Source organism: Lentibacillus halodurans (assembly GCF_900112045.1).
GTDB lineage: Bacteria > Bacillota > Bacilli > Bacillales > Amphibacillaceae > Lentibacillus > Lentibacillus halodurans.
The window spans coordinates 38523-60919 of record NZ_FOJW01000009.1 but is presented as its reverse complement, the minus strand read 5'-3'; the positions used below and the strand labels follow the sequence as shown (position 1 = coordinate 60919).

At 41.4% G+C, this 22397-nt stretch carries 21 protein-coding genes; 5 read left to right on the top strand and 16 right to left on the bottom strand.

All coding sequences use genetic code 11. From position 1 onward, the window contains the following. Window positions 1-33 precede the first annotated feature (33 nt). From murD to BM195_RS11700, 11 genes are all read right to left on the bottom strand, one after another. Window positions 34-1383 (bottom strand): UDP-N-acetylmuramoyl-L-alanine--D-glutamate ligase, encoded by a 1350-nt coding sequence (gene murD, locus BM195_RS11750; protein ID WP_090238300.1) that lies wholly within the window; start codon window positions 1381-1383, stop codon window positions 34-36. After that, on the bottom strand, window positions 1380-2348 hold the full coding sequence (gene mraY / locus BM195_RS11745) for a phospho-N-acetylmuramoyl-pentapeptide-transferase (protein WP_139224001.1): 969 nt from the start codon (window positions 2346-2348) through the stop codon (window positions 1380-1382). Before mraY ends, murD begins: the two co-directional genes overlap by 4 nt. A gap of 54 nt (window positions 2349-2402) precedes the next feature. Then, the gene (locus tag BM195_RS11740; RefSeq protein WP_090238296.1) at window positions 2403-3773 is read right to left on the bottom strand and encodes a UDP-N-acetylmuramoyl-tripeptide--D-alanyl-D-alanine ligase; all 1371 of its coding nucleotides are present in this window, start codon (window positions 3771-3773) and stop codon (window positions 2403-2405) included. A gap of 4 nt (window positions 3774-3777) precedes the next feature. Next, a complete protein-coding gene (locus BM195_RS11735) occupies window positions 3778-5247 on the bottom strand; it encodes a UDP-N-acetylmuramoyl-L-alanyl-D-glutamate--2,6-diaminopimelate ligase (protein WP_090238293.1) in 1470 nt (489 codons plus the stop codon). Between the two features lie 503 nt (window positions 5248-5750). Further along, window positions 5751-7685 (bottom strand): stage V sporulation protein D, encoded by a 1935-nt coding sequence (locus BM195_RS11730; RefSeq protein WP_090238290.1) that lies wholly within the window; start codon window positions 7683-7685, stop codon window positions 5751-5753. 141 nt (window positions 7686-7826) lie between these two features. Continuing rightward, on the bottom strand, window positions 7827-10013 hold the full coding sequence (locus BM195_RS11725; RefSeq protein ID WP_090238286.1) for a penicillin-binding protein: 2187 nt from the start codon (window positions 10011-10013) through the stop codon (window positions 7827-7829). A 16-nt stretch (window positions 10014-10029) separates the two neighbouring features. Next, window positions 10030-10407 (bottom strand): cell division protein FtsL, encoded by a 378-nt coding sequence (gene ftsL, locus BM195_RS11720; RefSeq protein ID WP_090238283.1) that lies wholly within the window; start codon window positions 10405-10407, stop codon window positions 10030-10032. Then, on the bottom strand, window positions 10404-11384 hold the full coding sequence (gene rsmH, locus BM195_RS11715) for a 16S rRNA (cytosine(1402)-N(4))-methyltransferase RsmH (protein WP_090238280.1): 981 nt from the start codon (window positions 11382-11384) through the stop codon (window positions 10404-10406). Before rsmH ends, ftsL begins: the two co-directional genes overlap by 4 nt. 27 nt (window positions 11385-11411) lie before the next feature. Then, on the bottom strand, window positions 11412-11843 hold the full coding sequence (mraZ, locus tag BM195_RS11710) for a division/cell wall cluster transcriptional repressor MraZ (RefSeq protein WP_090238277.1): 432 nt from the start codon (window positions 11841-11843) through the stop codon (window positions 11412-11414). Window positions 11844-12148: 305 nt separating this feature from the next. Further along, entirely contained in the window at window positions 12149-13774 is a 1626-nt protein-coding gene (gene bshC / locus BM195_RS11705) for a bacillithiol biosynthesis cysteine-adding enzyme BshC (RefSeq protein ID WP_090238274.1), read from the bottom strand. A 127-nt stretch (window positions 13775-13901) separates the two neighbouring features. After that, a complete protein-coding gene (locus BM195_RS11700) occupies window positions 13902-14276 on the bottom strand; it encodes a DUF3397 domain-containing protein (RefSeq protein WP_090238271.1) in 375 nt (124 codons plus the stop codon). A gap of 186 nt (window positions 14277-14462) precedes the next feature. Here BM195_RS11700 and BM195_RS11695 point away from each other — a divergent pair, with 186 nt between their 5' ends. Next, window positions 14463-14939: an N-acetyltransferase gene (locus BM195_RS11695; RefSeq protein ID WP_170848248.1), complete on the top strand. Its 477-nt coding sequence runs from the start codon at window positions 14463-14465 to the stop codon at window positions 14937-14939. Window positions 14940-15080: 141 nt separating this feature from the next. Here the strand turns inward: BM195_RS11695 and BM195_RS11690 are convergent, their stop codons facing one another. The 4 genes from BM195_RS11690 to BM195_RS11675 form a co-directional block, all read right to left on the bottom strand. Further along, the gene (locus tag BM195_RS11690; RefSeq protein WP_090238266.1) at window positions 15081-15563 is read right to left on the bottom strand and encodes an RsfA family transcriptional regulator; all 483 of its coding nucleotides are present in this window, start codon (window positions 15561-15563) and stop codon (window positions 15081-15083) included. 188 nt (window positions 15564-15751) lie between these two features. Then, window positions 15752-16510 (bottom strand): enoyl-CoA hydratase/isomerase family protein, encoded by a 759-nt coding sequence (locus BM195_RS11685; protein WP_090238263.1) that lies wholly within the window; start codon window positions 16508-16510, stop codon window positions 15752-15754. A gap of 110 nt (window positions 16511-16620) precedes the next feature. Next, window positions 16621-16797 (bottom strand): 50S ribosomal protein L32, encoded by a 177-nt coding sequence (gene rpmF, locus BM195_RS11680; RefSeq protein ID WP_090238261.1) that lies wholly within the window; start codon window positions 16795-16797, stop codon window positions 16621-16623. A 46-nt stretch (window positions 16798-16843) separates the two neighbouring features. Next, entirely contained in the window at window positions 16844-17371 is a 528-nt protein-coding gene (locus BM195_RS11675; RefSeq protein WP_090238258.1) for a YceD family protein, read from the bottom strand. A 173-nt stretch (window positions 17372-17544) separates the two neighbouring features. Here BM195_RS11675 and BM195_RS11670 point away from each other — a divergent pair, with 173 nt between their 5' ends. Beyond that, window positions 17545-18756 carry a nucleotidyltransferase gene (locus BM195_RS11670; protein WP_090238255.1) on the top strand — a complete coding sequence of 404 codons (1212 nt, stop codon included), beginning with the start codon at window positions 17545-17547 and terminating at the stop codon, window positions 18754-18756. Between the two features lie 152 nt (window positions 18757-18908). Here the strand turns inward: BM195_RS11670 and BM195_RS11665 are convergent, their stop codons facing one another. Continuing rightward, window positions 18909-19931: a SepM family pheromone-processing serine protease gene (locus BM195_RS11665; RefSeq protein WP_090238251.1), complete on the bottom strand. Its 1023-nt coding sequence runs from the start codon at window positions 19929-19931 to the stop codon at window positions 18909-18911. A 424-nt stretch (window positions 19932-20355) separates the two neighbouring features. Here BM195_RS11665 and ylbJ point away from each other — a divergent pair, with 424 nt between their 5' ends. The 3 genes from ylbJ to BM195_RS11655 all read left to right on the top strand — a co-directional run bounded on the left by ylbJ (window position 20356) and on the right by BM195_RS11655 (window position 22139). Beyond that, on the top strand, window positions 20356-21564 hold the full coding sequence (gene ylbJ, locus BM195_RS11660; RefSeq protein ID WP_090238249.1) for a sporulation integral membrane protein YlbJ: 1209 nt from the start codon (window positions 20356-20358) through the stop codon (window positions 21562-21564). A 114-nt stretch (window positions 21565-21678) separates the two neighbouring features. Next, window positions 21679-21831, top strand: coding sequence for a hypothetical protein (locus BM195_RS18365; RefSeq protein ID WP_170848242.1), 153 nt, complete (start codon window positions 21679-21681; stop codon window positions 21829-21831). A 47-nt stretch (window positions 21832-21878) separates the two neighbouring features. Then, a complete protein-coding gene (locus BM195_RS11655; RefSeq protein ID WP_090238246.1) occupies window positions 21879-22139 on the top strand; it encodes a helix-turn-helix domain-containing protein in 261 nt (86 codons plus the stop codon). Window positions 22140-22397 lie beyond the last annotated feature (258 nt).

The window sequence follows — 22397 nt, the reverse complement described above, 5'->3', positions numbered from 1 at the left end:
ACGTCTGACTTCCGGCTCTGCTTAAACAAGCCCCTACAATAATGTATGCACGGCTTGTATAAACATGTCACCTCTTTCTTCAAAAGTTTGATACTGATCCCAGCTTGCACAGGCAGGGGACAATAAAATCACATCATGGCTTTCGGACAGATTGTATGCTTGCTTAACGGCATCTTTCATATGATCAGCCATTTTTATAAAAGGGATTTCTGCTTCAAGAGCAACACGCCTCAATTTATTCTTCGTTTCACCAATCAGAACAATTCCCTTTACATTTTCCAAAAATGGTTTTAAATCATCAAATTCATTCCCACGGTCAAGACCGCCGGCAAGCAGGATAACAGGCTGTTTAAAAGAAGACAATGCTTTCTGAGTCGCAAGCATATTCGTAGCTTTTGAATCATTGTAAAATAAACGATCTTTAATGTTCTGCACAAATTGAAGCCGGTGCCTCACACCTGTAAAAGTGGTCAGCACATGATAGATCGCTTCATTGGTCGCACCGCTCAGCTTGGCTGCACATATGGCAGCAAGGATGTTCTCCAAATTATGGTCCCCTGCCAGCACGACATCTTGTTTATCCATCAGTTTTTCGTTCTTAAAATAGATGCTCGTATCATCTGTCCACGCCCCATGTTCGAGCCGCTTTTTTAATGAGAATGGGATTTTGACTGATTTTGCAGAAACAACAGCTTCCGCAACGATCGGATCGTCTGCATTATAAACCAGATAGTCGCCAGCTCCCTGGTTAGCAAATATATTGCATTTAGCATTTTTATAATTCTCAAATGTCTTATGATAGTCAAGATGCGCCTGAAATATATTTAAGAGAACAGCAATTTTGGGTTTAAACGTTTTGACACCCATCAATTGAAATGAGGATAACTCCAACACCATTCTTTCATCTTTTTTCAATGATTGGGCAACCTCTGTTGCAACATAACCAATATTCCCTGCGATTTTTGCTGGCTGACTGCTTTTCTTCAGCATTTCAGTTGTTAACGTTGTTGTTGTTGTTTTTCCATTAGATCCGGTAATACCGATCATCGCTGTTTCCGAAAGATTTCCCGCAAGTTCTATTTCGGTAATAATAGGGATATCCCGTCTGCAGGCTTCCTGCAGCAGCGGGTTATCATAAGGAATACCCGGATTTTTAATGATGATTTCCATCCCGTCCAATACAGATAATGGATGAGAACCAGTTATTATTTCTGCTCCCCGTGCTTTCAAATCATTAACAATTACATCTGCATCATTCGCTTGTTTATCATTCACACGAACGTTTTTTCCGTTTTGCAGTAAAAGCCTGGCGGCAGCAGTACCGCTTTTGGCCAATCCTAACACGAGTACATGGTCATAAGGGAAGTTTGTCAGTTCGTTCAAGCTATCCACACCTCAATATAAACACCGAGCGCTGCAAATATCAGACCTATAAGCCAGAAAGTGGTCACAACACGCCATTCTGACCACCCAAGCAACTCATAATGATGATGCAACGGGCTCATTTTGAATACTCTTTTACCTGTTGTCTTAAACGAAATCACCTGAATGATAACTGAAAGTGTTTCAATAACAAAAACACCGCCAATAATGACCAGAATGATTTCCAATTTTGTTAAAATAGCGATAGCAGCAATACTTCCACCCAATGCCAGTGAGCCAGTATCTCCCATAAATACTTTGGCAGGGTGTGCGTTAAAAACTAAAAAGCCTAACAGGGCGCCAACTACTGCCAACGAAAAAATCGTGACCTCATTTTGCGGGAACCCATACCAGGCCAAAATGCCAAATGCGCCAAATGCTATGGCTGCAGTGCCGGCAAGCAGTCCATCCAATCCGTCTGTCAGATTCACCGCATTGGATGCACCGACAAGCATAAAAACAATCAGCAGCGCGTATCCCCAGCCAAGCTCCCATTGGATCGATGTACCAGGAATTTGAATATAAGTTGCATAATCGTTGTACTCTAAAATAAAATAAAAGACAAGTGCAATCACCAATTGTCCCAGCATTTTTTGTTTGGACGTCAGGCCGAGATTCCGCTTCATCGCAACCTTAATAAAATCATCCAAAAATCCCAAAAAACCGTATCCGACCAGAACAAAAATGAGCAGCCACATTTCATAACCGATGGAGCCCAGATTATATTTGCTTACCATGATAATTGTCGTAATCGTGACGCTGATAACGATCATGATACCGCCCATTGTCGGCGTCCCGGTTTTCTTAATATGTGATTGCGGCCCTTCTTCCCGGATGCTTTGCCCAAACTTCAGACGTCGTAAAAATGGTATAAAAATCGGTGATAGAAGGACGGTAATCAGAAATGCTATTGCGATTGTCATCATTAAAACATATATATTCACTGTTTCTCCTCCTCTTGCAGCAACCGTCCATACCTATTATGATGGATCAATAACTTGTTTAACGAGTGACTCAAACTGCATACCCCGGGAAGCTTTGAATAAGATTAACGTATCCTTTGATACATATTCCTCAAGGGCAGCGGATAATTCTTCTTTAGATGCAAAATGCCTGCAATCGATTGTTTGATATCGTTTTTCCACAATCGATGTGATATCCCCTGCATCATCACCCAGCGAAAATACGGCATCTGCTGAATCATCGATGCTATCTGCAACCGATTGGTGAAGAGACTTCGATTGTTCACCCAGCTCAAATATATCACCTAATACAAGCACTTTTTGCCTGAAACCTTCCAACTGTTTCACGACGTTAATACTTGCCTTCATGGATGTAGGTGAAGCATTATATGCATCATTGATGATGGAAGAACCATTTTTCCCGCTTAATAACTCAAACCGCATCGATGTTTGTTTCAATGCAGCGAGTCCCTGTTTCACCTTATCCTTCGCGACATCGAGCAATTTTGCAATGATTACCGCAAATGCTGCATTCAATGCATGATGGCTTCCGAGCAATGGAATCGTATATACCTCACCGTCCGATAATTCAAATTGGGTACGATTCGTAAAAAGATTTACGTTTTTGATATAGACATCGTTGCCGGGATCAAATCCGCATGTGATGACATGACGACGCTGATGAACTTGCCTTAACAGTGCTTCGTCACCGTCAATCAATAAGTGTCCATCCTTATTCATTCCCTTGGTAATCTCCAGCTTTGCTTTGGCAATTCCTTCTCTTGAACCCAAATATTCAATATGGGATTCACCGATATTCGTAATCACGGCATAGTCAGGTTTTGCTATATTGGACAACGTTTCAATTTCACCAAAGTGGTTCATGCCCATTTCCACAACCAATGCCTCTGTATCCGGGGGCATTGATAAAATCGTAATTGGAACACCGATCTGATTATTTAAATTACCTATTGTATGATGCGTTTTAAGAGATGAACCAACGATAGAGGCAATCAAGTCTTTAGTTGTCGTCTTGCCATTTGATCCGGTTACGCCAATGACAGCCGGATTCACCTTTTCACGATATGCTATTGCCAGATCCTGCAGTGCTGATAATGTGTCCTCAACAAAAAACACCGGAAAATCAGCAGGCAAAAAAGCAGGCAGTTCCTTTTTATTTTGCCAAAGTGCAGCAACAGCCCCCTGATTAAAAGCTTCTTTCATATAATGATGACCGTCAAAGTTTTCACCGACTAACGGTATAAATAAAGAATGATTTGTTTTTTTGCGGCTGTCCGTCGACACTTCAGCAACCTCAATTGACTTATGTGCTGCTCCCTTATAATCAGGAAAAACAGCTGTAAGCCATTGTGTAGTAAATAACTTCATCCAATCAGTACTCCTTAGCTTGAATGGCTTCTTCTGCCACTTCACGATCATCAAAGTGGTACCGGGTATGGCCGATTTCCTGATATGTTTCATGCCCTTTTCCGGCAATTAATACGATATCACCTGTCTCGGCTATATTGACTGCATGAAATATGGCATCCCGGCGGTTTTCGATAACTGTAAAATGATCAGCATGAAGTCCATCCGTCATATCAGTCAGAATCGCTTTCGGATCCTCTGTACGGGGGTTATCAGAAGTGAAAATTGCCTGATCTGCATATTCCAGCGCAATTGAAGCCATCAGCGGACGTTTTGTTTTGTCACGGTCACCACCGCAGCCAACTACAACATAGACATTATGCGCAGCAAACCCTTTTATTGTTTGCAACACATTTTCCAATGAATCCGGAGTATGGGCATAGTCAACAACAGCTGCAAAATCCTGATTACCGTCAACAGGCTGAAACCGCCCGTCTACACCTTGCACATTTTCCAGTGCGTCCTTAATGACTGCAAGCGGTACATTGGCACATATCGCAGCCGCACTTGCAGCCAGCATATTATATACATTGAATTTGCCAATGAGATTGCTTCTAATCCGGGTGGATCCGACGGGTGTATGCATTGTGAATCTCGTTTTCGTCACTTCCAGGTGAATGTCTTCTGCCTTAACCTGTGCATCATGCTGATACCCGTATGTCACAACATGCTGTGCCGTACTTTTTTGCAGTACGGAAAAGTGCGGATCGTCTTCATTGATCACTGCAAATTTTTTCCGCTCTTCACTATAGGTATTCCCCAACTGCGCAAACAAAAGACTTTTTGCATGCAGATAATCTTTCATGTCCTGATGATAGTCCAGATGATCCTGTGATAAATTCGTAAAAACTGCGATATCAAAATCACATCCGTGAACACGTCCCATATCCAGTGCATGGGACGACACTTCCATAATGGCTGTATTCACTTTTTTGCTTTTCATCTGCTGAAATGTCTTTTGTAAATACAAAGCATCAGGCGTTGTATTATGTACCGGATAACTATCGTGTCCTATCTTCATTTGAATGGTTCCGATAACACCCGTCTTCTTTTTAAACTGATTGAAAATCGATTCCAGCAAATACGTAATTGTCGTTTTGCCATTTGTACCGGTCACACCAATAAGCGGCAATTGTCGTGTCGGATACTCGTAAAACTTGGAAGCAACAATTGCCATTGCTTTCGTCGTATCCGCAACACGAATGACCGGAACGGAAGCTTTCACATCTTTTTCTGCCAATATAGCCTGTGCACCATGGTTAACTGCCTGCTCAATAAAATCATGGCCGTCAACCGTAAAGCCTTCAATACAGATAAACAGGCATCCGCTATCAACGTTTCGGGAGTCAGCCTGAACACTGCTGATTTCTATATCATCCAACGAGGTTGACACATCATAAAATGGTAAAACAGAAATCAATTCTGATAATTTCATTTCAAACACCCTATTCTGCAATAACTGTACATTTTCAAACCATAATATCATAAATTGATCGAGCGGAATTGGCTTATTCAGCCAGTTCCGGCCAGCTGACACAAAGGCGCAGCAATAAGACATTGCGTTCTTAGCCTTTGTTCCTTTATATCAACGGGAAATGCATCCGCTGAATGAAGTCTCACTTTTCCCCGGTGCAACCGTCCGTAGACTCCCGCTTTCAAATCATGAAGTGCAAGTAATGTGATCGAACGGCAGTTAACGGACGCTAGCACCCCGATTCGGTTCGGCTAGCATTCAGCGGGAAATGCATCCGCTGAATGAAGTCTCACTTTATCCCGCCTTAACAGGCAGTAAAATCACCACTTTTGAAGATATAATCAACCCATTCAACATATAGTGATTAACTGCCTGTAAAGGTCCGATTCGGTTCGGCTAGCATTCAGCGGGAAATGCATCCGCTGAATGAAGTCTCACTTTATTATAGCAAAAATATGACTTGTTCACGATGAATTTTCTTCAGATAGATAAATTCTTATTTTTTCCCCTTGTTCGACTTTTGTCCCCGGACTTGGTGCCTGATCAATAATATAATCCCCCGAGCCACTTGTTTCGATTGACAGGTTTGTCTGGTATTCGGTTAATTCGTTCTTTCTCAGTCCAATCAGATCCGGCACTTCAACTTTTGGCTGTTCCGGCCAGGTATATTCCTTCTCGGGACCACCTTCTCTCGGCTCCACGCCCATCGCACGCAAACTGTCACCGATAATGGTTCCGACGATTGGAGCTGTAACAACACCGCCAAACTGCACCGTGTTCTTCGGATTATCCACGGCAACATAAACAACAATTTCCGGATCATCTGCCGGAGCAAACCCCATAAATGATACCACATAATTATCCGCCATATAATTACCATCCGGACCGACTTTCTGAGCTGTACCTGTTTTACCGCCGACTCGATAACCGTCAACATATGCCGGGCGTCCGGTACCTTCAGCAACAACACTTTCGAGTGCATAGCGAATCTCCTCCGAGGTTGACTCGGAAATAATATTTTCTTTTAATGTCGGCTCTATCTCTTCAACCACCTTATCTGTCTTCGGATTAACCCACTCTTTGGCAATATAAGGTTCGTATAATTTACCGCCATTAACAGCCGCTGAGACAGCCATGACCTGCTGGATTGGTGTTACGGAAACACCTTGACCGAATGAAGTCGTTGCCAGTTCAACTGGACCTATATTTTCCGGTTCAAATAAAATCCCATTTCCTTCACCACGCAAATCTATGCCCGTTTTCTTTCCAAATCCGAAATCATCAATATAACTGAACAATTTTTCCTCGCCTAATTCTGTTCCCAGTTGTACAAATCCCGGGTTACATGAGTTTTGGACAACTTCCAAATACGTTTGATGCCCATGTCCGCCGCTCTTCCAGCAATGCAGTTCTGTACCGCCTACTGAAATGTCCCCGTCATCATGGAATTCGTCTTCCTCCAGATCTACCTGATTTTCTTCCAGGGCAGCTGCCAATGTAATGATTTTAAAAGTAGAACCTGGCTCATATGTGCTCCATATCGGTAAATTGCGGTCATATATTTCCGGATCCACATTCTGGTAATTTTCGGGATCAAAATTAGGTCTGGTAGCCATTCCAAGAACCCCGCCAGTGTCGGGATCAACCGCAATAGCCATTGCACCATCAGGATTATATTGCGATACAGCAAGATCCAATTCCCGTTCCATGATTGTCTGAACCTTGGAATCGATCGTTGTTTTCAAATTCAACCCGTCTTCCGGTGCTGTATAATCGTCTGCTATTTGTTCAAGCTCTTTTCCTTTGGCATCCGAATAAAACGATAAATTCCCTTCCTCGCCACTCAATTGGTCATTGTAAAAGTGCTCAAGCCCCATTAAACCCTGGTTGTCAATACCAGCAAATCCCAGAACATGGGATAAATAGTCATCAAATGGGTAATGACGCTTAGAATCCTTCGCCAAATATATCCCTTCAAGGTTTAATGTTCTGAATGCTTCTTCCTGTTCTTCCGAAATCTTCCTTCCTTCGGGGTGTACTCTTGTATAAACAGCATCTTTCGTAACGTAGTCATATGCATCATGTTCGGAAATGTTCAATATGTCAGCTATTTTGCTTGCTGTGTCCTGGGGATTTTCCACCTGTTTTGGTACAACGATAACAGATGGTGCCGAAACATTTTCCGCTAAAACTTCCCCGCGCTTGTCCAAAATTTTCCCGCGCTCAGGTTCAAAGGTAATATCTCTGCTCCAAGACTCATCGGCAAGGTCCATCAGCTCATCACCTATAACAAATTGAACGTATCCAAGCCGGACGTCAATAACTGTAAAAAATAACAGCCCGATAAGAAAAACAGCAATGATTCGCTTTCTTACAGTCACAGAAGATACACGTTTCATATTCTATCCCCTTTTCATATTCATAAGTAGGCTTGTATCCACTATATGAATACCAAAAAAGGAATAGAACACTGTTTGTCAAGCTGAAACAGCAAACCACGTCCCCCAAAATAATCGGACGTGGCGCTCCTTTCATTCACTTTATGATTCACTTGTATCATTTGATTCTTCTGTTTCTTCCGTATCAGTTGCGGGCGGCTCGAATTCAACTCCTAAATAATCATTCTTCTTAATCGTTTTTCCTTCCTTGATACTTTGCGTAACGGCATATCCATTGCCAATCGGCTCAAGATCCAATTCGGTCAAATCGGCTAATTGCAGTACATCCCGCAATGACCAGCCTGTAATATCCGGCATTTTCGGTTTGTCCGTTACCAGAATAATTCTGTCGCCCGCCAGCAATTCATCACCTTTAACCGCACTCGCTTTTTCAATGGTATTGCCTGAGCCAACGACCGCCACGTTAAGACCGCTATCAGTCAGTTTATTTTTGACTTCGGACGTTTTCTGATCAATTATTTCCGGAAGCTTAACTGGCTGTATTTGGTCTGATGTTTCTTTGTCAGGCTCAATATCCAAGTAATGCAGGCTGTTCTGCATAACATTCTTAAAAATGAATGATATAGGTTCTGATCCGGTTTCGTCCACATCAATATCGGGTTGTTTAACCGATACATACATCATCAGTTCAGGGTCTTCTTTTGGCGCTATGCCTAGAAATGAAAACGTATTGTTCCCATGTCCTGTTAAACGCTTGCCGTTTTCGTATATTTGGGCTGTGCCGGTTTTCCCTGCAACGGAATAATCATCAAGCTTATATTCATTTCCTGTTCCATGTTCAGATGAAACAACTGATTCCATTAAATCCCTCATTTGTTCGGAGGTTTCTTTGGAAATCGGTTCAGATACAACTTCAGTGGACTTTTCATCAAGTGTCTGCCCGGTAGTTGGATCCACTGTTTTAGAGATGACATACGGTTTGACCATTTTGCCGCCATTTGCTATGGCTGTGGCAGCCTTCATTTGCTGGATTGGCGTTAGGATACTGGCCTGTCCGAATGCTGTCGAGATTTTATCGCGCGGGTAGTTATAAACTAGTTGTCCTGCTTCCTCACCAGGTAAATCAATTCCCGTCTTTTCATCAAAATCAAACGCATTCCAATAATCCAGGAATTCCTCCGTTCCAATCTTTTCCCAGACAAGTTTAGCCGCTGCAACATTTGAAGAGCGGGCGAATCCTTCGTCATAAGTGATCGATCCCCAGCCTTCTCCGCCGTTATGATCTCTTACCGCTTCCACCCGGTCACTGATTTTATAAGTACCCGATTCAAACCATTCATCACCGTTATAGACACCTTCTTCAATTGCCGCTGACCATGTAAACAACTTCATGGTTGATCCTGGTGCAACCGGTGTTGCAATTGCATCATTGTACCAGTTTTGTACATCTTCCGGATTATTCGGGTTATAGCTTGGACGGTTACTCATGGCGAGAACCTCCCCGGTTTTCGGGTTCATCACAATGGCCGTCATACGCTCAGGATTATATTCGTTGTCCATTTGCGTCATAGCATCCTCCAGCAGGGTCTGTACTTTCTGGTCAATTGTCAAGTAAACATCTTCACCATTTTCGGGCTGTTTGATGACTTCATTCGGATTTAATAATTTCGTATTATAGTGGTCACGTTCATATGAAATATGCCCGTCCTTGCCGCTCAGCAATTTATTCATTTCATTTTCAATTCCTGCTACGCCGTTAATGACATCGTCTTCTTTTTGCGCAAAACCGATAATTTGTGATGCAAACATGCCATTCGGATAATACCGGATTGGCTCTTCCACAAATTCGATACCGGGAATATCAAGTTCCTCAATCTTTTCCTTTGTTTCCTGTGAAAGTTCTTTTCCCGCATTACCGAACTCCACCTGAAACTGGTCTTCCTGAATGCCTTCCTTTAATTGCTCCAGCAGATAAGCTTCATCAGCATCTAATAAAGGAGCCAGCATTTCCGCTGTTTCTTCCGGATTGTCAACATGCATCGGCTCCTCTTCGTCTTGCGTATATGATTCTTCTATAATCGCCTGAATTCGATATGTAGGACGATCGTATGCTAATGTCATACCATTCCGGTCATAAATTTTCCCACGTTCCGCACCAAGGGTGTAGGATGCAGTACGTTTTTCCTCGGCTAATTTTTTCAGAGAAACACCATCGATTTCTCCGGTAGCCTGAATATACAGAAATCTTCCGGATACGAGCAAAAATATCCCGACAAACAGGACAATCAGAATCCCGGACATGAAGTGAGTTTTTTTGTTTTTCTTCATAACTCATCCGCCTTGCCTAGTTATTGTTATAAGCTGTTGCTTGTTTGACCTCGGCATCCTGTATTTTCAATCCATTTTCTTTCGCAATCCGTGTAATCCGTTCAGGTCTGCTTAATTGCTTTTTTTCATAAACCAGTCCTTCATTGGTAACTTTCTGATGCTGTACGTGTTGTTCAAGTGATTCCATCTTTCGATTCAACGTATCCGTCGAGGAAGAAAATGACACAACATAAATGCTGGCAGCAATCAGCATAACAGCGACCACTGAGTACAAAGCTTTTTCACCTTTCGTGATCCAGCTCTTTTTCTGGACTTTAACGACCGTTTGTTTGTCATGTTTTGGTGCAGTTGACTGGTAAGACTTCTCCCAGCTGCGGGCAAGATTTTCATTCATGATTTTTTCCACCCTTCTTCATATGTAAAATCTTCATTCCACGGCTCTATTTTTTCAGTTATTCGTAATTTGGCTGAGCGAGATCGGCGATTTTTATCAAGCTCATCTTCACCGGGGACAATTGGTTTTTTATTGACTAATGTAAAAGGTGGCTGATGGCCTTCCGGTATAACCGGCAAGTTCCTTGGCACCGGTTTTGGCGTTGTCCATTTTTTAAATGCCTGTTTACACAGCCTGTCCTCCAACGAATGAAACGTAATGACGGCAATTCTGCCATTAACACCGATAGACCTTGCCGCTTGATGAAGCGCATCATTAAAGGCTGCTAATTCATCATTGACAGCAATCCGCAAAGCCTGAAAAATTCGTTTCGCCGGATGCCCTCCTTTTCTTCGGGCTGGTGCCGGTATGGCATCTTTAATAATTTCTGCCAGCTCATGTGTCGTTTCAATCGGCTTTTCCTGTCTGACAGTCTCAATTTTTCTTGCGATTTGTTTGGAAAATTTCTCTTCTCCATAACTGAAAAATATGTTGACTAAATGGTTATAGGTCCATTCATTAATAATTTCATATGCACTCAGCTGCTGGTTTTGATTCATACGCATATCCAATTGAGCATCATGCTGATAACTGAAGCCTCTTTTTCCGCGGTCCAACTGTGGAGAGGAAACACCAAGATCAAACAAAATACCATCAACATGTCCGATTTGGTGACTGGCTAACTGCTCCTCCAACTCCCTGAAGTTGGCATGAATCAAAAGAATTCGGTCTTTATACGGCTGCAGACGATCGCTGGCTGCTTCCAGTGCTTCCAAATCCTGATCAAAGGCAATCAGCAGCCCCTTTTCGCTCAAACGGGAAACTATTCGTTCTGCATGACCGCCGCCGCCAACAGTGCAGTCAATATATGTGCCGTCCTGATTAATGGACAGCCCTTTCAGTACTTCTTCTTCTAAAACACTGTAATGATTAAACATGGATTACACCCGGTTCCTGCTTTTATGCTAAATATCAAAATCCATCAGGTTTTCGGCAATTTCACCGAATGATTCTTCTGAGTCATTGAAATAATCTTCCCAGTTTTCATTAGCCCAGAATTCAACCCGGTTGGATACACCTATGACAACACATTCCTTATCCAATTCAGCATAGCTGCGCAATGGTTGTGGAATGTTTATTCTTCCCTGTTTATCAACCTCACATTCAACTGCTCCAGAGAAGAAAAACCTTGTAAAAGCACGGGCGTCTTTTTTCGTTAGTGGGAGTTTTTTTAGCTTTTCTTCAAGCAATTTCCATTCGTCCATGGGGTAAGCGAATAAACATTGATCCAATCCACGGGTAACAACAAAGTTATCACCAAGCCCTTCACGAAACTTGGCAGGCACAATAATCCGTCCTTTTGTATCAATATTATGCTGGAATTCACCCATGAACATAGTGTACGCCCCACCTTCTTACACACATGGTACCACATTCCCCCACAAATCACCACTCTATTTTTAAAATTTTTTCTGTGATTTTCTGAAATAGGGATAACACTCTATCAAATGACGCAGAAAACCAGCATCAGGATGATATAATCCATCACTTGAAACACTGTGACAACAGTGATTCTTGACAAATTGACATAAAAAAACCCCACCTTCTCCCACTTTTCTAAAGTAAGTGGGAGAAGGTGGAGGATATTCTAATGTCAGTTTAACGGCATTTGCTCTATAGCATAACAACATGCTCCGTTCTCCTATAAATACACAACGTAATGATCTTCCTCAAAAGAACACGTTTGACTAGCTAACGCTTTAATAAAATATAAACCATAATCATTAATCCAATGTAATGGGTTCCATATCCTTTCCTGCAATCCGTTTTTCGGACAGACGGTGTTATGAATCAGGTCAAATTCACGAAGCTGACTGTCATTGTTTTCTTTTAATGTTTTGGTGATGCGGTCTTCCAGATATTCAATTTGTTCATTCAAATAGTACAGGTTTTTATCAGCCAATTCACCTAAATCCGAACGTGTTTCCCTTGCGATATCGCGCAATGGCTGGTGCGCATTGTCAACAGCCTGTCTGATTTCAGAAGCAATCTGTTTTACTGGTGGAGCGCTTTGGGAAGCAAGCCAGCGAATTTTAATGGCTTCCGCACCATGATTAATCGCATCCTCACCTTTGATACCATACTTATGCATTAATTTTTCCACATGACGTTCAATAAACGTAAATGATAAACGCGGGAGTACTGGCGGCATTTCCATATTAGCTGCCTGAAAAGCAGGTTTTAATGCTGACCAATAGCCAACCTCGCCGGGACCGCCGATAAATGCCAGTGTCGGGAATAAACATTCCTGCATAACCGGTCGGGTGACAACATTGTTGCTCAGAAGTGCCGGATTATTTTGGGCGATCTTCATTAATTCCCCGGTTGTCAAAAGAACTTCTCGCTGCTTGCCGATCCAATTTCCTTCATCATCCCTGCTCAATAATATTCTGCTGTTTCCATCATGATAAAAAAGGTGCGCATCATCAGGTTCCGTATCAAGTGAGACTGCATACCCTTTTTGATTCAGCCGCTGTAATGCAGCATGGACACCTGAACTGATTTCTTCCTGTTTCTCGATCAGGGTGGTAAAATGCTCACGTTCTACCTCACGCAGCCCCGAATCAGCAGAATCAACAAGAACAATGCCTTCATCATCAAACAATTGATAAATAACCCTTGCGAAAAAATCCACATATGTAGAAGCGTAATGCAAACAATCCTGTATTGTCCGGTACAAGCCTTTCGTATGCTCTGTTTCAGTCAGCTGCTCAAATAATGTGTCCACCCATCGACAAGCAGCGGATTTATCAATTAAAATATCTGACACAGAACGTTTATCTGTTACCTGCTGCGGCAATTTGTGTTTTTTTATCCTGCTCTTTTCCGGTAAATAAATATGATTAATTTCATCAAAGTCATGGTCTTCACCGGCCATCCAAAAAACCGGTACAACGGGTATCTGGAGTTCGGATTCCTGCTTTCTTGCAAATTGTATGATTGAAATCATTTTGTTAATTGTATACATCGGACCTGTCAGGAGACCTGCCTGCTGACCCCCGATAACAACAACACTCTCATCATTTTTTAACCGCTTAATATTACCATAAGTGGCTTCAGGAGCATCCCACCGTTTATTCATCGAGATTAATGTTTCCGTCAGGTGTTCACGATCGATTGGTTTGTTCTGTAATGCTTGCGCTCTTGTACGATAGGTTGTTGCCAAATATGGATCATAATCAAAATGCTCCATGATACTTGGGTGCTGTTTACGATAATCATCAATAAGTGGATTCTGTTTCTGTAATGTAATTGGCGTGATCTGCATAGATCGCATGCTCCTTTAACCTTAGTCAAATCTATCCAAGACACATTGTACATAAAACATCAGCTGATTGCACCCATTCTGTTCATAAAAAGAGACACCAACCACAGTGGCTATGATATTTTTAAAATCAATGAAGAACGATTCCAGTCAAAACAAGTAAACAGTACAATAATAAAAACAACAAAAAGCAAACACGCCAAAATACTTTAAACACTTTAGCAAATACAACTTCCGTATACATTTTCCACTGTACGGTAGCAATAACCGCAAACATCGCAAGCAATATTGCGAGGATTATGCCAGAAAATGAGTTCCCGAACATGATTTTAAGCATTGTCCCAACAGCAATGATGTAAAGAAACGTTGTCCAATTTACCGCAGTATGCACTGCCTTCCATTTATGCCGGAATACTTTTACGCCTGCCAAATAAACAACTATGGTTGCGAGGATTGGCATGGTAATGATCGTTCCTGCAAAATAAGCAAATAAATTCATTATCATTTCCAGTCCTGATCCTCCCTTGCAGTCCAAATAAGCTTTTCATAAATCCAATGTTAACAACAACAATGGAAATATGCTGAACAGACATGAATCTTACTTTCTGTCATTCCATTCCGGACTTTTTTATATTATAATTAATTATAGAGAAATTCTAAATACTTTTGTTTTAAGGGGGACGGATTTATGATGAACGACATAAGGGTTGAGAAACTTCTAATCAATTATAAAACATTGGAGCAATTTAAACGTTTTAAAGAATACGGAAATCAGGAACTTTCCATGCTGGAAGATTTACAAAACAATATTATTGAGAATGACAGCGAATCACCATTTTACGGTATTCATATCGGGCATACCCTTATTGCCCGCATGAGCTTATACAGAGTCAGAGCAAAATATGATGCTTATTTCGAGCCTCCTCAAGACTATCTGGAACTTTGGAAGCTGGAAGTGTTACCTGATTACCGTGGAAGAAATTACGGAAAGGCACTGGTTGATTTTGCCAAAAGCTTTCAGTTGCCGATCAAAACTAATCCCCGGATCAATTCACATGGCTTTTGGGAAAAGATGGGCTTTCAAAAGGCCAAATACGAAATGGAAAGAGACCTTGGCGAAAATCCCCTCATCTGGATGCCTGCAGGCGTTAGAGAAAAGGACGTGTAATTCAGATATTATATGCCAAAGACCGAGCCAGAATAGACTATCGAACAAATATCGATTACGTTATTGAAATCTCCTTAACGTTATAGTTTACAAAAAATAAAGACATGAATGGCGAATTTTCAACATTCATGTCTTGTTTCTTCATTCCCCTTGTTCATTAACCCAATTCCATAATTTTCCCATTTCTTCCCATGCCTGTTCATACCGCCTTAACTGTTCCTTCAATGCTTCATTTTCTTTCATCAGCTTGTTCCGTATGTTTTCCTGCTCATACAGGAATAATTGACTATCTCCGTGGGAATGATTCCGCATCTTTTCAAGTAAGGAAATGGCGGTAGCAATCGGATCTTCATCATGCATATTTTTTGATTCGTAGTGAACCATTGTATTCTTCCGATTGTTTTTTTTTCGGTCTTCTTTGGCACTTTCAATGGCATTTTCGTATTGTTTCCGGATAGAGGCATTCCAGCGAAAACCACATGCTGCTGATGTCCGCGATAATTGTTTGGCTACCTCTTTAAACGCCTCAAGCTGTGTCTTCCCCTCTCTTATATGACGAAGAACAGTCTCTGCTAATAGTATATCTTCATCTTTCGTCCATGCATCCTGTCGTGTTGCATTCATAACATCCCTCCTTACGCATTTGCTATCAATGTATGCAAAAGGTAGGTCTGATAGAATCGTTCACACCCAAAATTTCAGAAAAACTTGCCTCACTGCTTTTATAGTGAAAGGCTTCATTTTTCTTACAAAGATTGTTGCCAGTTATATGCGTAAAGAATTATTTGACGTTATGAAAGAATGATGAAACCTTACCGTGACAAAAATTGACTGACAGCATATTGGTGCTTCTTTGTCTCCCAAAGTTCAGCACAGTTTCGCACTTCGTCATCCATTTGCGCGGAGAGTGATAAAATAGATATTTTCTTCTTGTATTGTTTCTTTAATATTTTCATTTGCTCCATTGATTTTGTCAAATATAGCTTTAGCAAAGTTTCCTGGTTATTCCATTCGTCTGCGGAAACATTTTTTTGAATCCAGCCCTGTCTATGTAAATACGCTCCTTCGTGTGTTTCTCCTTCCATCAGCCACTGGAATGCAAAAACAGGATGAACTTTTTTATACAAAAGCGTCCCGCCTCCCCAACCTGGTGTGATTCCCAGATTTGTCTGAACAAATCCAAATGTTGTGTTTGCCCTGGCGATTCGAAAATCACACGCTGTTGCAATTTCACATCCACCGCCAACTGCATTTCCGTTTAATAAGCAAATCGTTGGAACCGGGAAGGATGCTATTTCATAAAGCACTTCTTTCATCGGATACAACATATGAAACGCTTCGTCCGAATTCATATCCCCGTGTAAATCCTGCAAATCCCCTCCGGAACAAAACATTCGGTCACTTGCAGCTGTAATAACTAAAAACTTAATCGGCTGGTGTTTAGCATCTTCTAATGCATTTCTGAACAATCTAACCATCTCGTTTGATATGGCATTCATTTTTTCAGGACGGTTCAGCATAATTTCACCATAACCCTGTTCATCTGTTCTGTATTGGATCAGTTCTGTCATGTTTGCACCCGCCCTCATTAACAAATTGTAAATAGCCCCGCATACCTATATGTAAATAAAAACAGATCACTTCCTTCAGTGATCTGCTCGGGGTAACCTATCAGTTCAACTTAGTCATTTGCTACGACTTCTTTTCCATCATAATGTCCGCATGATTTGCATACATGATGGGGTTTCATCAGTTCACCGCAATTTGAGCATTCCACCATGCCTGGAACGTGTAATTTTTTATGCGTGCGGCGCTGGTTTTTCACCTTTTTGGATGTTCTTCTTTTTGGTACTGCCATGCTTACACCTCCTTCAAATCAGGAGAAGTAAAGGAAATACATATTCCTATTCCTCTTCCTCTTTGTCGTTCAGTAAAGATCCCAATTTTTTTAAACGTGGATCTGTCTTTTGTTCATTTTTGTTTTCTGAAATAAATTCCCAGCCATCTCCTTCAAATGGAGCCCTGCTTATGGCGTTTTCATCCTCGGAAAATACACGGTAAGGAACTTCCAATAAAATATTTTCCTTTATTAATGGGCTCAAGTCAAGTACTTCCCCACTAATTGGATGAATATCATGATCTGAATCATCCTTTTCATAGGGTGATTCCGAAAAAATTTCAACTGCATCGATTTTGAACGGATAGGGTACATCAACCAATGTTCGGGCACATGGTAAAATCATCCTGCCATCAATGGTAAATGTAAATATGATCTCATCACCCTCATCCACGGCCGTTCCATGAACATGAACAGAACCGATTTTCCGGATATCATTATTCATTGATTCCAGTTCGGAAACATCGACATGATCATCAAACGTAAAGGGTTCATGACCCGCATTTTTTTTAATTTGACCTAATGAAAATTTCATACGATCACCTCAAGGCAACATGAGTTATTTTAAAAGGAAATTGATGTTTTGTCAACATATGATCTTTACACAATAATCTATCTTCAGTATTCCCTTTTAACTTACTCCAAACCATGCACCCGGATACTTTTTTTGATACAATGAATATCAATGAAAGTATGGAGGCTGAAAATATGCAGGCTTGCGGCTTAATTGTTGAATATAATCCATTTCATAATGGACATGTATATCATATACAGGCATCCAGAGAGGCATCCGGTGCTGATTGTTTGATCGCTGTCATGAGCGGATCATTCCTGCAACGCGGGGAACCAGCTATCATTGATAAATTTCATCGGGCAAAAGCAGCTTTGTCAGCCGGGGTCGATATCGTGCTGGAACTTCCCTATCTCTATGCTGTCCAAAGCAGTGACTTATTTGCCCGGGGCTCTGTCCACACTCTGAATGCGGTAGGTGTTTCAAGCATTTGCTTTGGAAGTGAATCTGGAAATATATCCCATTTCACCAAAAGTTATGATATATTTAAGCAAGAACAGTCCGTCTACAAAACAACACTTCATGAAAAATTGAACCAAGGATTGGCCTTTCCGGAAGCAAGCCGCCTGGCCTATCAGAGCATAGGTTTAACGACATCTGAAATGAATTTAGCAAAACCCAATAATATTCTCGGGTTCAGTTACGTTAAAACAATCCTGGATCATAAGCTGCCAATCGATCCCTTAACTATTACCCGGACAAAGAGCGGCTACCACGATAAAAGAATCACTGATTCCATCGCAAGTGCCACAAGCATCCGAAATGAACTGATAAAAGAACAAAGCATATCTGATACAGCCGACAGTGCCCTCCCGGAAGTAACGGTCAACCAGTTGAAGGCCTATCAGCAGCAGGCTGCACTTTGGCATTCATGGGAACATTACTTTAACCTGCTCCATTATCGGGTAATGACGATGTCCCAGGAAGAACTTGCTGATATCCACGGGGTCGATGAAGGTCTAGAATACCGCATCAAAAAATCAGCACAGGACGTTTCGTCATTCCATGAGTGGATGAACAGCATTAAAACAAAACGGTATACATGGACAAGATTGCAGCGCATATTCACACATGTTTTAACTAACACAAAAAAGACTGATGCAGACTATATTAAAAATGCCTCATCAGTTCCGTATGTAAGATTGCTTGGTATGACGAAAACCGGGCAAAAGTATTTGAATTCCTGTAAAAAAGAAATGGACGTTCCGTTAATCTCATCGATCATAGGAATTACAAATCCAACGTTGTCGATTGAAGAAAAAGCAAGCCGTGCCTATTACAGCATTCTTCCCGCTCAAAAGAAAAAACCGTTCCACCACCAGGAACTTCAGCCGCCTGTCATGGTATAAAAAGCCATACGCATATTCACAGTTGTAAAACTGTGGGGACTAACTGCCTGGCCGATAATGACGCGATGGCTTGGCGCATTATCGACACTAGAGTCCTGTTCATCGAAGCACCCGCTGAATATCATTTCGTTGGTGTTAAAACGCAACTTTTATCAGGCGGGTTCAAGATTTTGCAGATAATTCAGCGCATCGTCAAATGTATCAACGGGAACAATTTTCATATCGGTGTCCATTTCTTCAGCCGCTTTTAAAGCCACTTCATAGTTTGAATCATCTGCACCATTGTCATTTGCGGCAAAAAAGATATCACAACCCTCCCGGTCGGCTGCAATAACTTTTTTATCAACACCGCCAATTCGGCGTACATTCCCCTGGTAATCCACCTCACCAGTACCAGCGATCTGATATCCCTTTGTCAAATCTTCTTCCGTCAGCTGATCATATATTTCCAGTGAAAACATAAGTCCTGCACTCGGGCCACCGATACTTCCACTGGAAAAGTCCACTTCAGGATCAACTTCCACACTTCGATCGGTAACAAGCTGGATGCCGATCCCGACTTTGTTATCCATATCTGGGAACCTTTCCAGCGTGATTTCTTTTTCGAGCTGATCTTCATCACGCACAACCTGGACTGTAATCGTATCTCCAGGCTGTTTATTTTCCACATATTCAATTAAATCGTTGGATTCATCTATCGTATTCCCATCAATCCCCGTAATCCGATCACCTGTTTTTAAAATATCATCCGCAGGCATTTCTTCGACAACGGAAACGACATAGACCCCATTATATTCAATCGTAATATCTTCGTCAGCCGCTTCATAAGCAACAACCGTTGATGCTTCCTGGGAACTTTCCATCATTTGCAGCTGAGCATGAAAATACTCATCCTCTGATACGCCCTCTGGTCTGACTTCCTGAAGCGGTAAAACCTCCTGATTGGGCATGACTTGTGCCCATAAATATTGAACGGGTGTTGCCTGTCCCCCGCGAACTGTCACGAGGTGCATGTCCCCTTCACTTTGATAGCCATCTTCCACTTCCACAATTGGATTAAGGGCATCAGCGCCACCCGGCTTATATATATAATATGGAAGTTTATATGCTGAAATAAAAAATGCAATTCCAATTACTAAGATTAAATAAATAATATGCTTCTTTGTAAATGCCACGTTAAAGCTCCTTTCATTCCGGGACGTGTAAAAGTGTATGTCATAAAAACAAGATGTATGTGCGTATATTGGTATAGACTTGTACCAATTGTTCATTGCCAGTATATGGTCAAATTAAGATCATCCGTTCTTATTGAGCAACCTCTGCCAAATCCATATATATAAAATAAAGCTAGCATCATTTTACTACTAACAAAAAAAGAAGTACAGGGATCACCCATTCTGTCCCGGTATGATCGTCCATAGCTCCCACCATAAAGAGATTAAATGAAACGAATATATTCAGGTGGAGATAATGGACACTAACACGCCGCTTGGCTTAACGAACTATCAGCGGGAATAACAATCGCCAGTAGCTGCACCGAAACGTCCTGTGCGCCCGAATTCCCACTAATGAAAGTTTCAATTTATAGGGGGCTTAACATTGAAACAAAAAATTAAAACGATATTACTTTCCGGAATCACTGCTTTTATTGCTTTTTCCCTTATTAAATACCCGGATCAATCATTGGAAGCCAGCATACGGGGATTAAACATGTGGTGGGAAATCGTATTCCCCTCTCTTTTACCCTTTTTTATAACAGCTGAACTATTAATCGGTTTCGGGTTCGTTAAATTTATCGGTGTACTGTGTGAACCGATTATGCGTCCTTTATTTAATGTGCCTGGATCGGGAAGCTTTGCATGGGCAATGGGGATGGCCAGTGGTTATCCAACAGGCGCAAAAATATCTGCACGTCTTCGTGAGGAAGGACAGCTGACGCAAATTGAAGCTGAACGTCTTGTATCTTTTACGAATGCCTCCAGCCCGTTATTCATATTTGGTGCTGTTTCAGTCGGTTTCTTTTATGATGTGAAGCTTGGTGTCATACTGGCCTCATCGCATTACATCGGCAATGCAATGGTCGGAATATGCATGCGATTTTACGGACGACGAGCCGAAATGAATTCCGTTAAAAAAGAGAAACAAAAAGCATCGATTATCCGTGCCTTCCGGGAAATGCATCGGACAAGACTTAACGATCCACGTCCTTTTGGAAAAATTGTCGGTGATGCCGTGCTGAATTCTATTCAGACATTAGTGATGGTCGGTGGGTTCATTATCCTGTTTTCTGTTTTTACAAAGCTGATTTATATAGCTGGTATCTCACCGATTATTGCTTCGTTTTTCCAGTATATACTGCACTTGCTCACGATACCGGCTGACTTAGCATTGCCTTTGTTATCAGGATTATTTGAAATTACACTTGGGGCAAGCCTGATTTCACAAGAAGAAGCAGCTAACTTAATGGAAAAAGTCATTGTTGTCAGCTTTATATTGGGTTTTAACGGTCTTTCCGTTCAGGCACAAGTCGCAAGCATTATCGCACCGACAGATATCCGGTTTGCACCTTACTTTTTCGCACGGATCCTTCATGGTGTATTTGCCGCTGTCTTGACTGTTTTCTTTTATACACCTTTATATTTAAATCGGACATCATTTGACTTTAAAGGTGTACCGGTCTCCAATAACGTTCAAGAGGAATCGTGGCTGGATTTCCTTTTCCGATTTGCCGAAATTGGACCAGTCATCACATTTGCCGCTCTATTAACTGCCATGCTTATCTTATTAAGACGGCTGCGAAACGCATAAAAGAGGCTGAGACAAAAGTATATTAGCCAAAGATAAATCCGAACGATGTGATATGCTCCCTTCTAAGTAGACAGATGAAAAAAAAAATCTGCTACTTTGAGGGGAGTTATTTTTATGCCAAGAAAGAATTATACGATTGAATTTAAACAAATAGTATTGGATGCATATGAACATAAAGGTTTTAGCTTAAAAGGTATTTATCAAAAGTATGGTGTACATCATACAGCGCTTATGGATTGGAAGAAATCCGTAACCAAATATGGATGAGAAGGTTTAAAGAGAACCTCTTCTAAGAAGAAAGTGTATACAAAAAAGTGAAGTTGGCAGCTATTTCTGATTATCTATCCAAACACTACTCACTTAAAGATGTGATCGAAAAATACGGCATATCCAGTACATCTGTTTTGCGAAAGTGGATAAGAGATTATAATGGTCATAAAGAAATACAAGGATCGGGAGGAAGGAGAAACGCTATGACCAAAGGGAGAAAAACGACGTGGCAGGAACATATAGAAATTGTGCAAGCAGCCTTAGACAATGAGAAGGATTACCAAAAAACAGGGGGAAATCTATGAAGACGACTTAATAATATTAAACAATCGATCAGATTTTCAAAAGCTCGATAACATCATTTGTCGTATTCAAACCAAAACAAACCAAGAATCTAGGTTGGCAATGGAAGATACAGGTCACTATAACGCTCCTATCTTACAATTTTTCCGGAGTAAGAATTATCAAGTGTATCGTTATAATCCTATTCTAGTCAAGGTTGGTGTCTATCCATTCACCAACATTTAAGAAGTATTATGAGAAGAAGCTATTAGAGGGTAAGC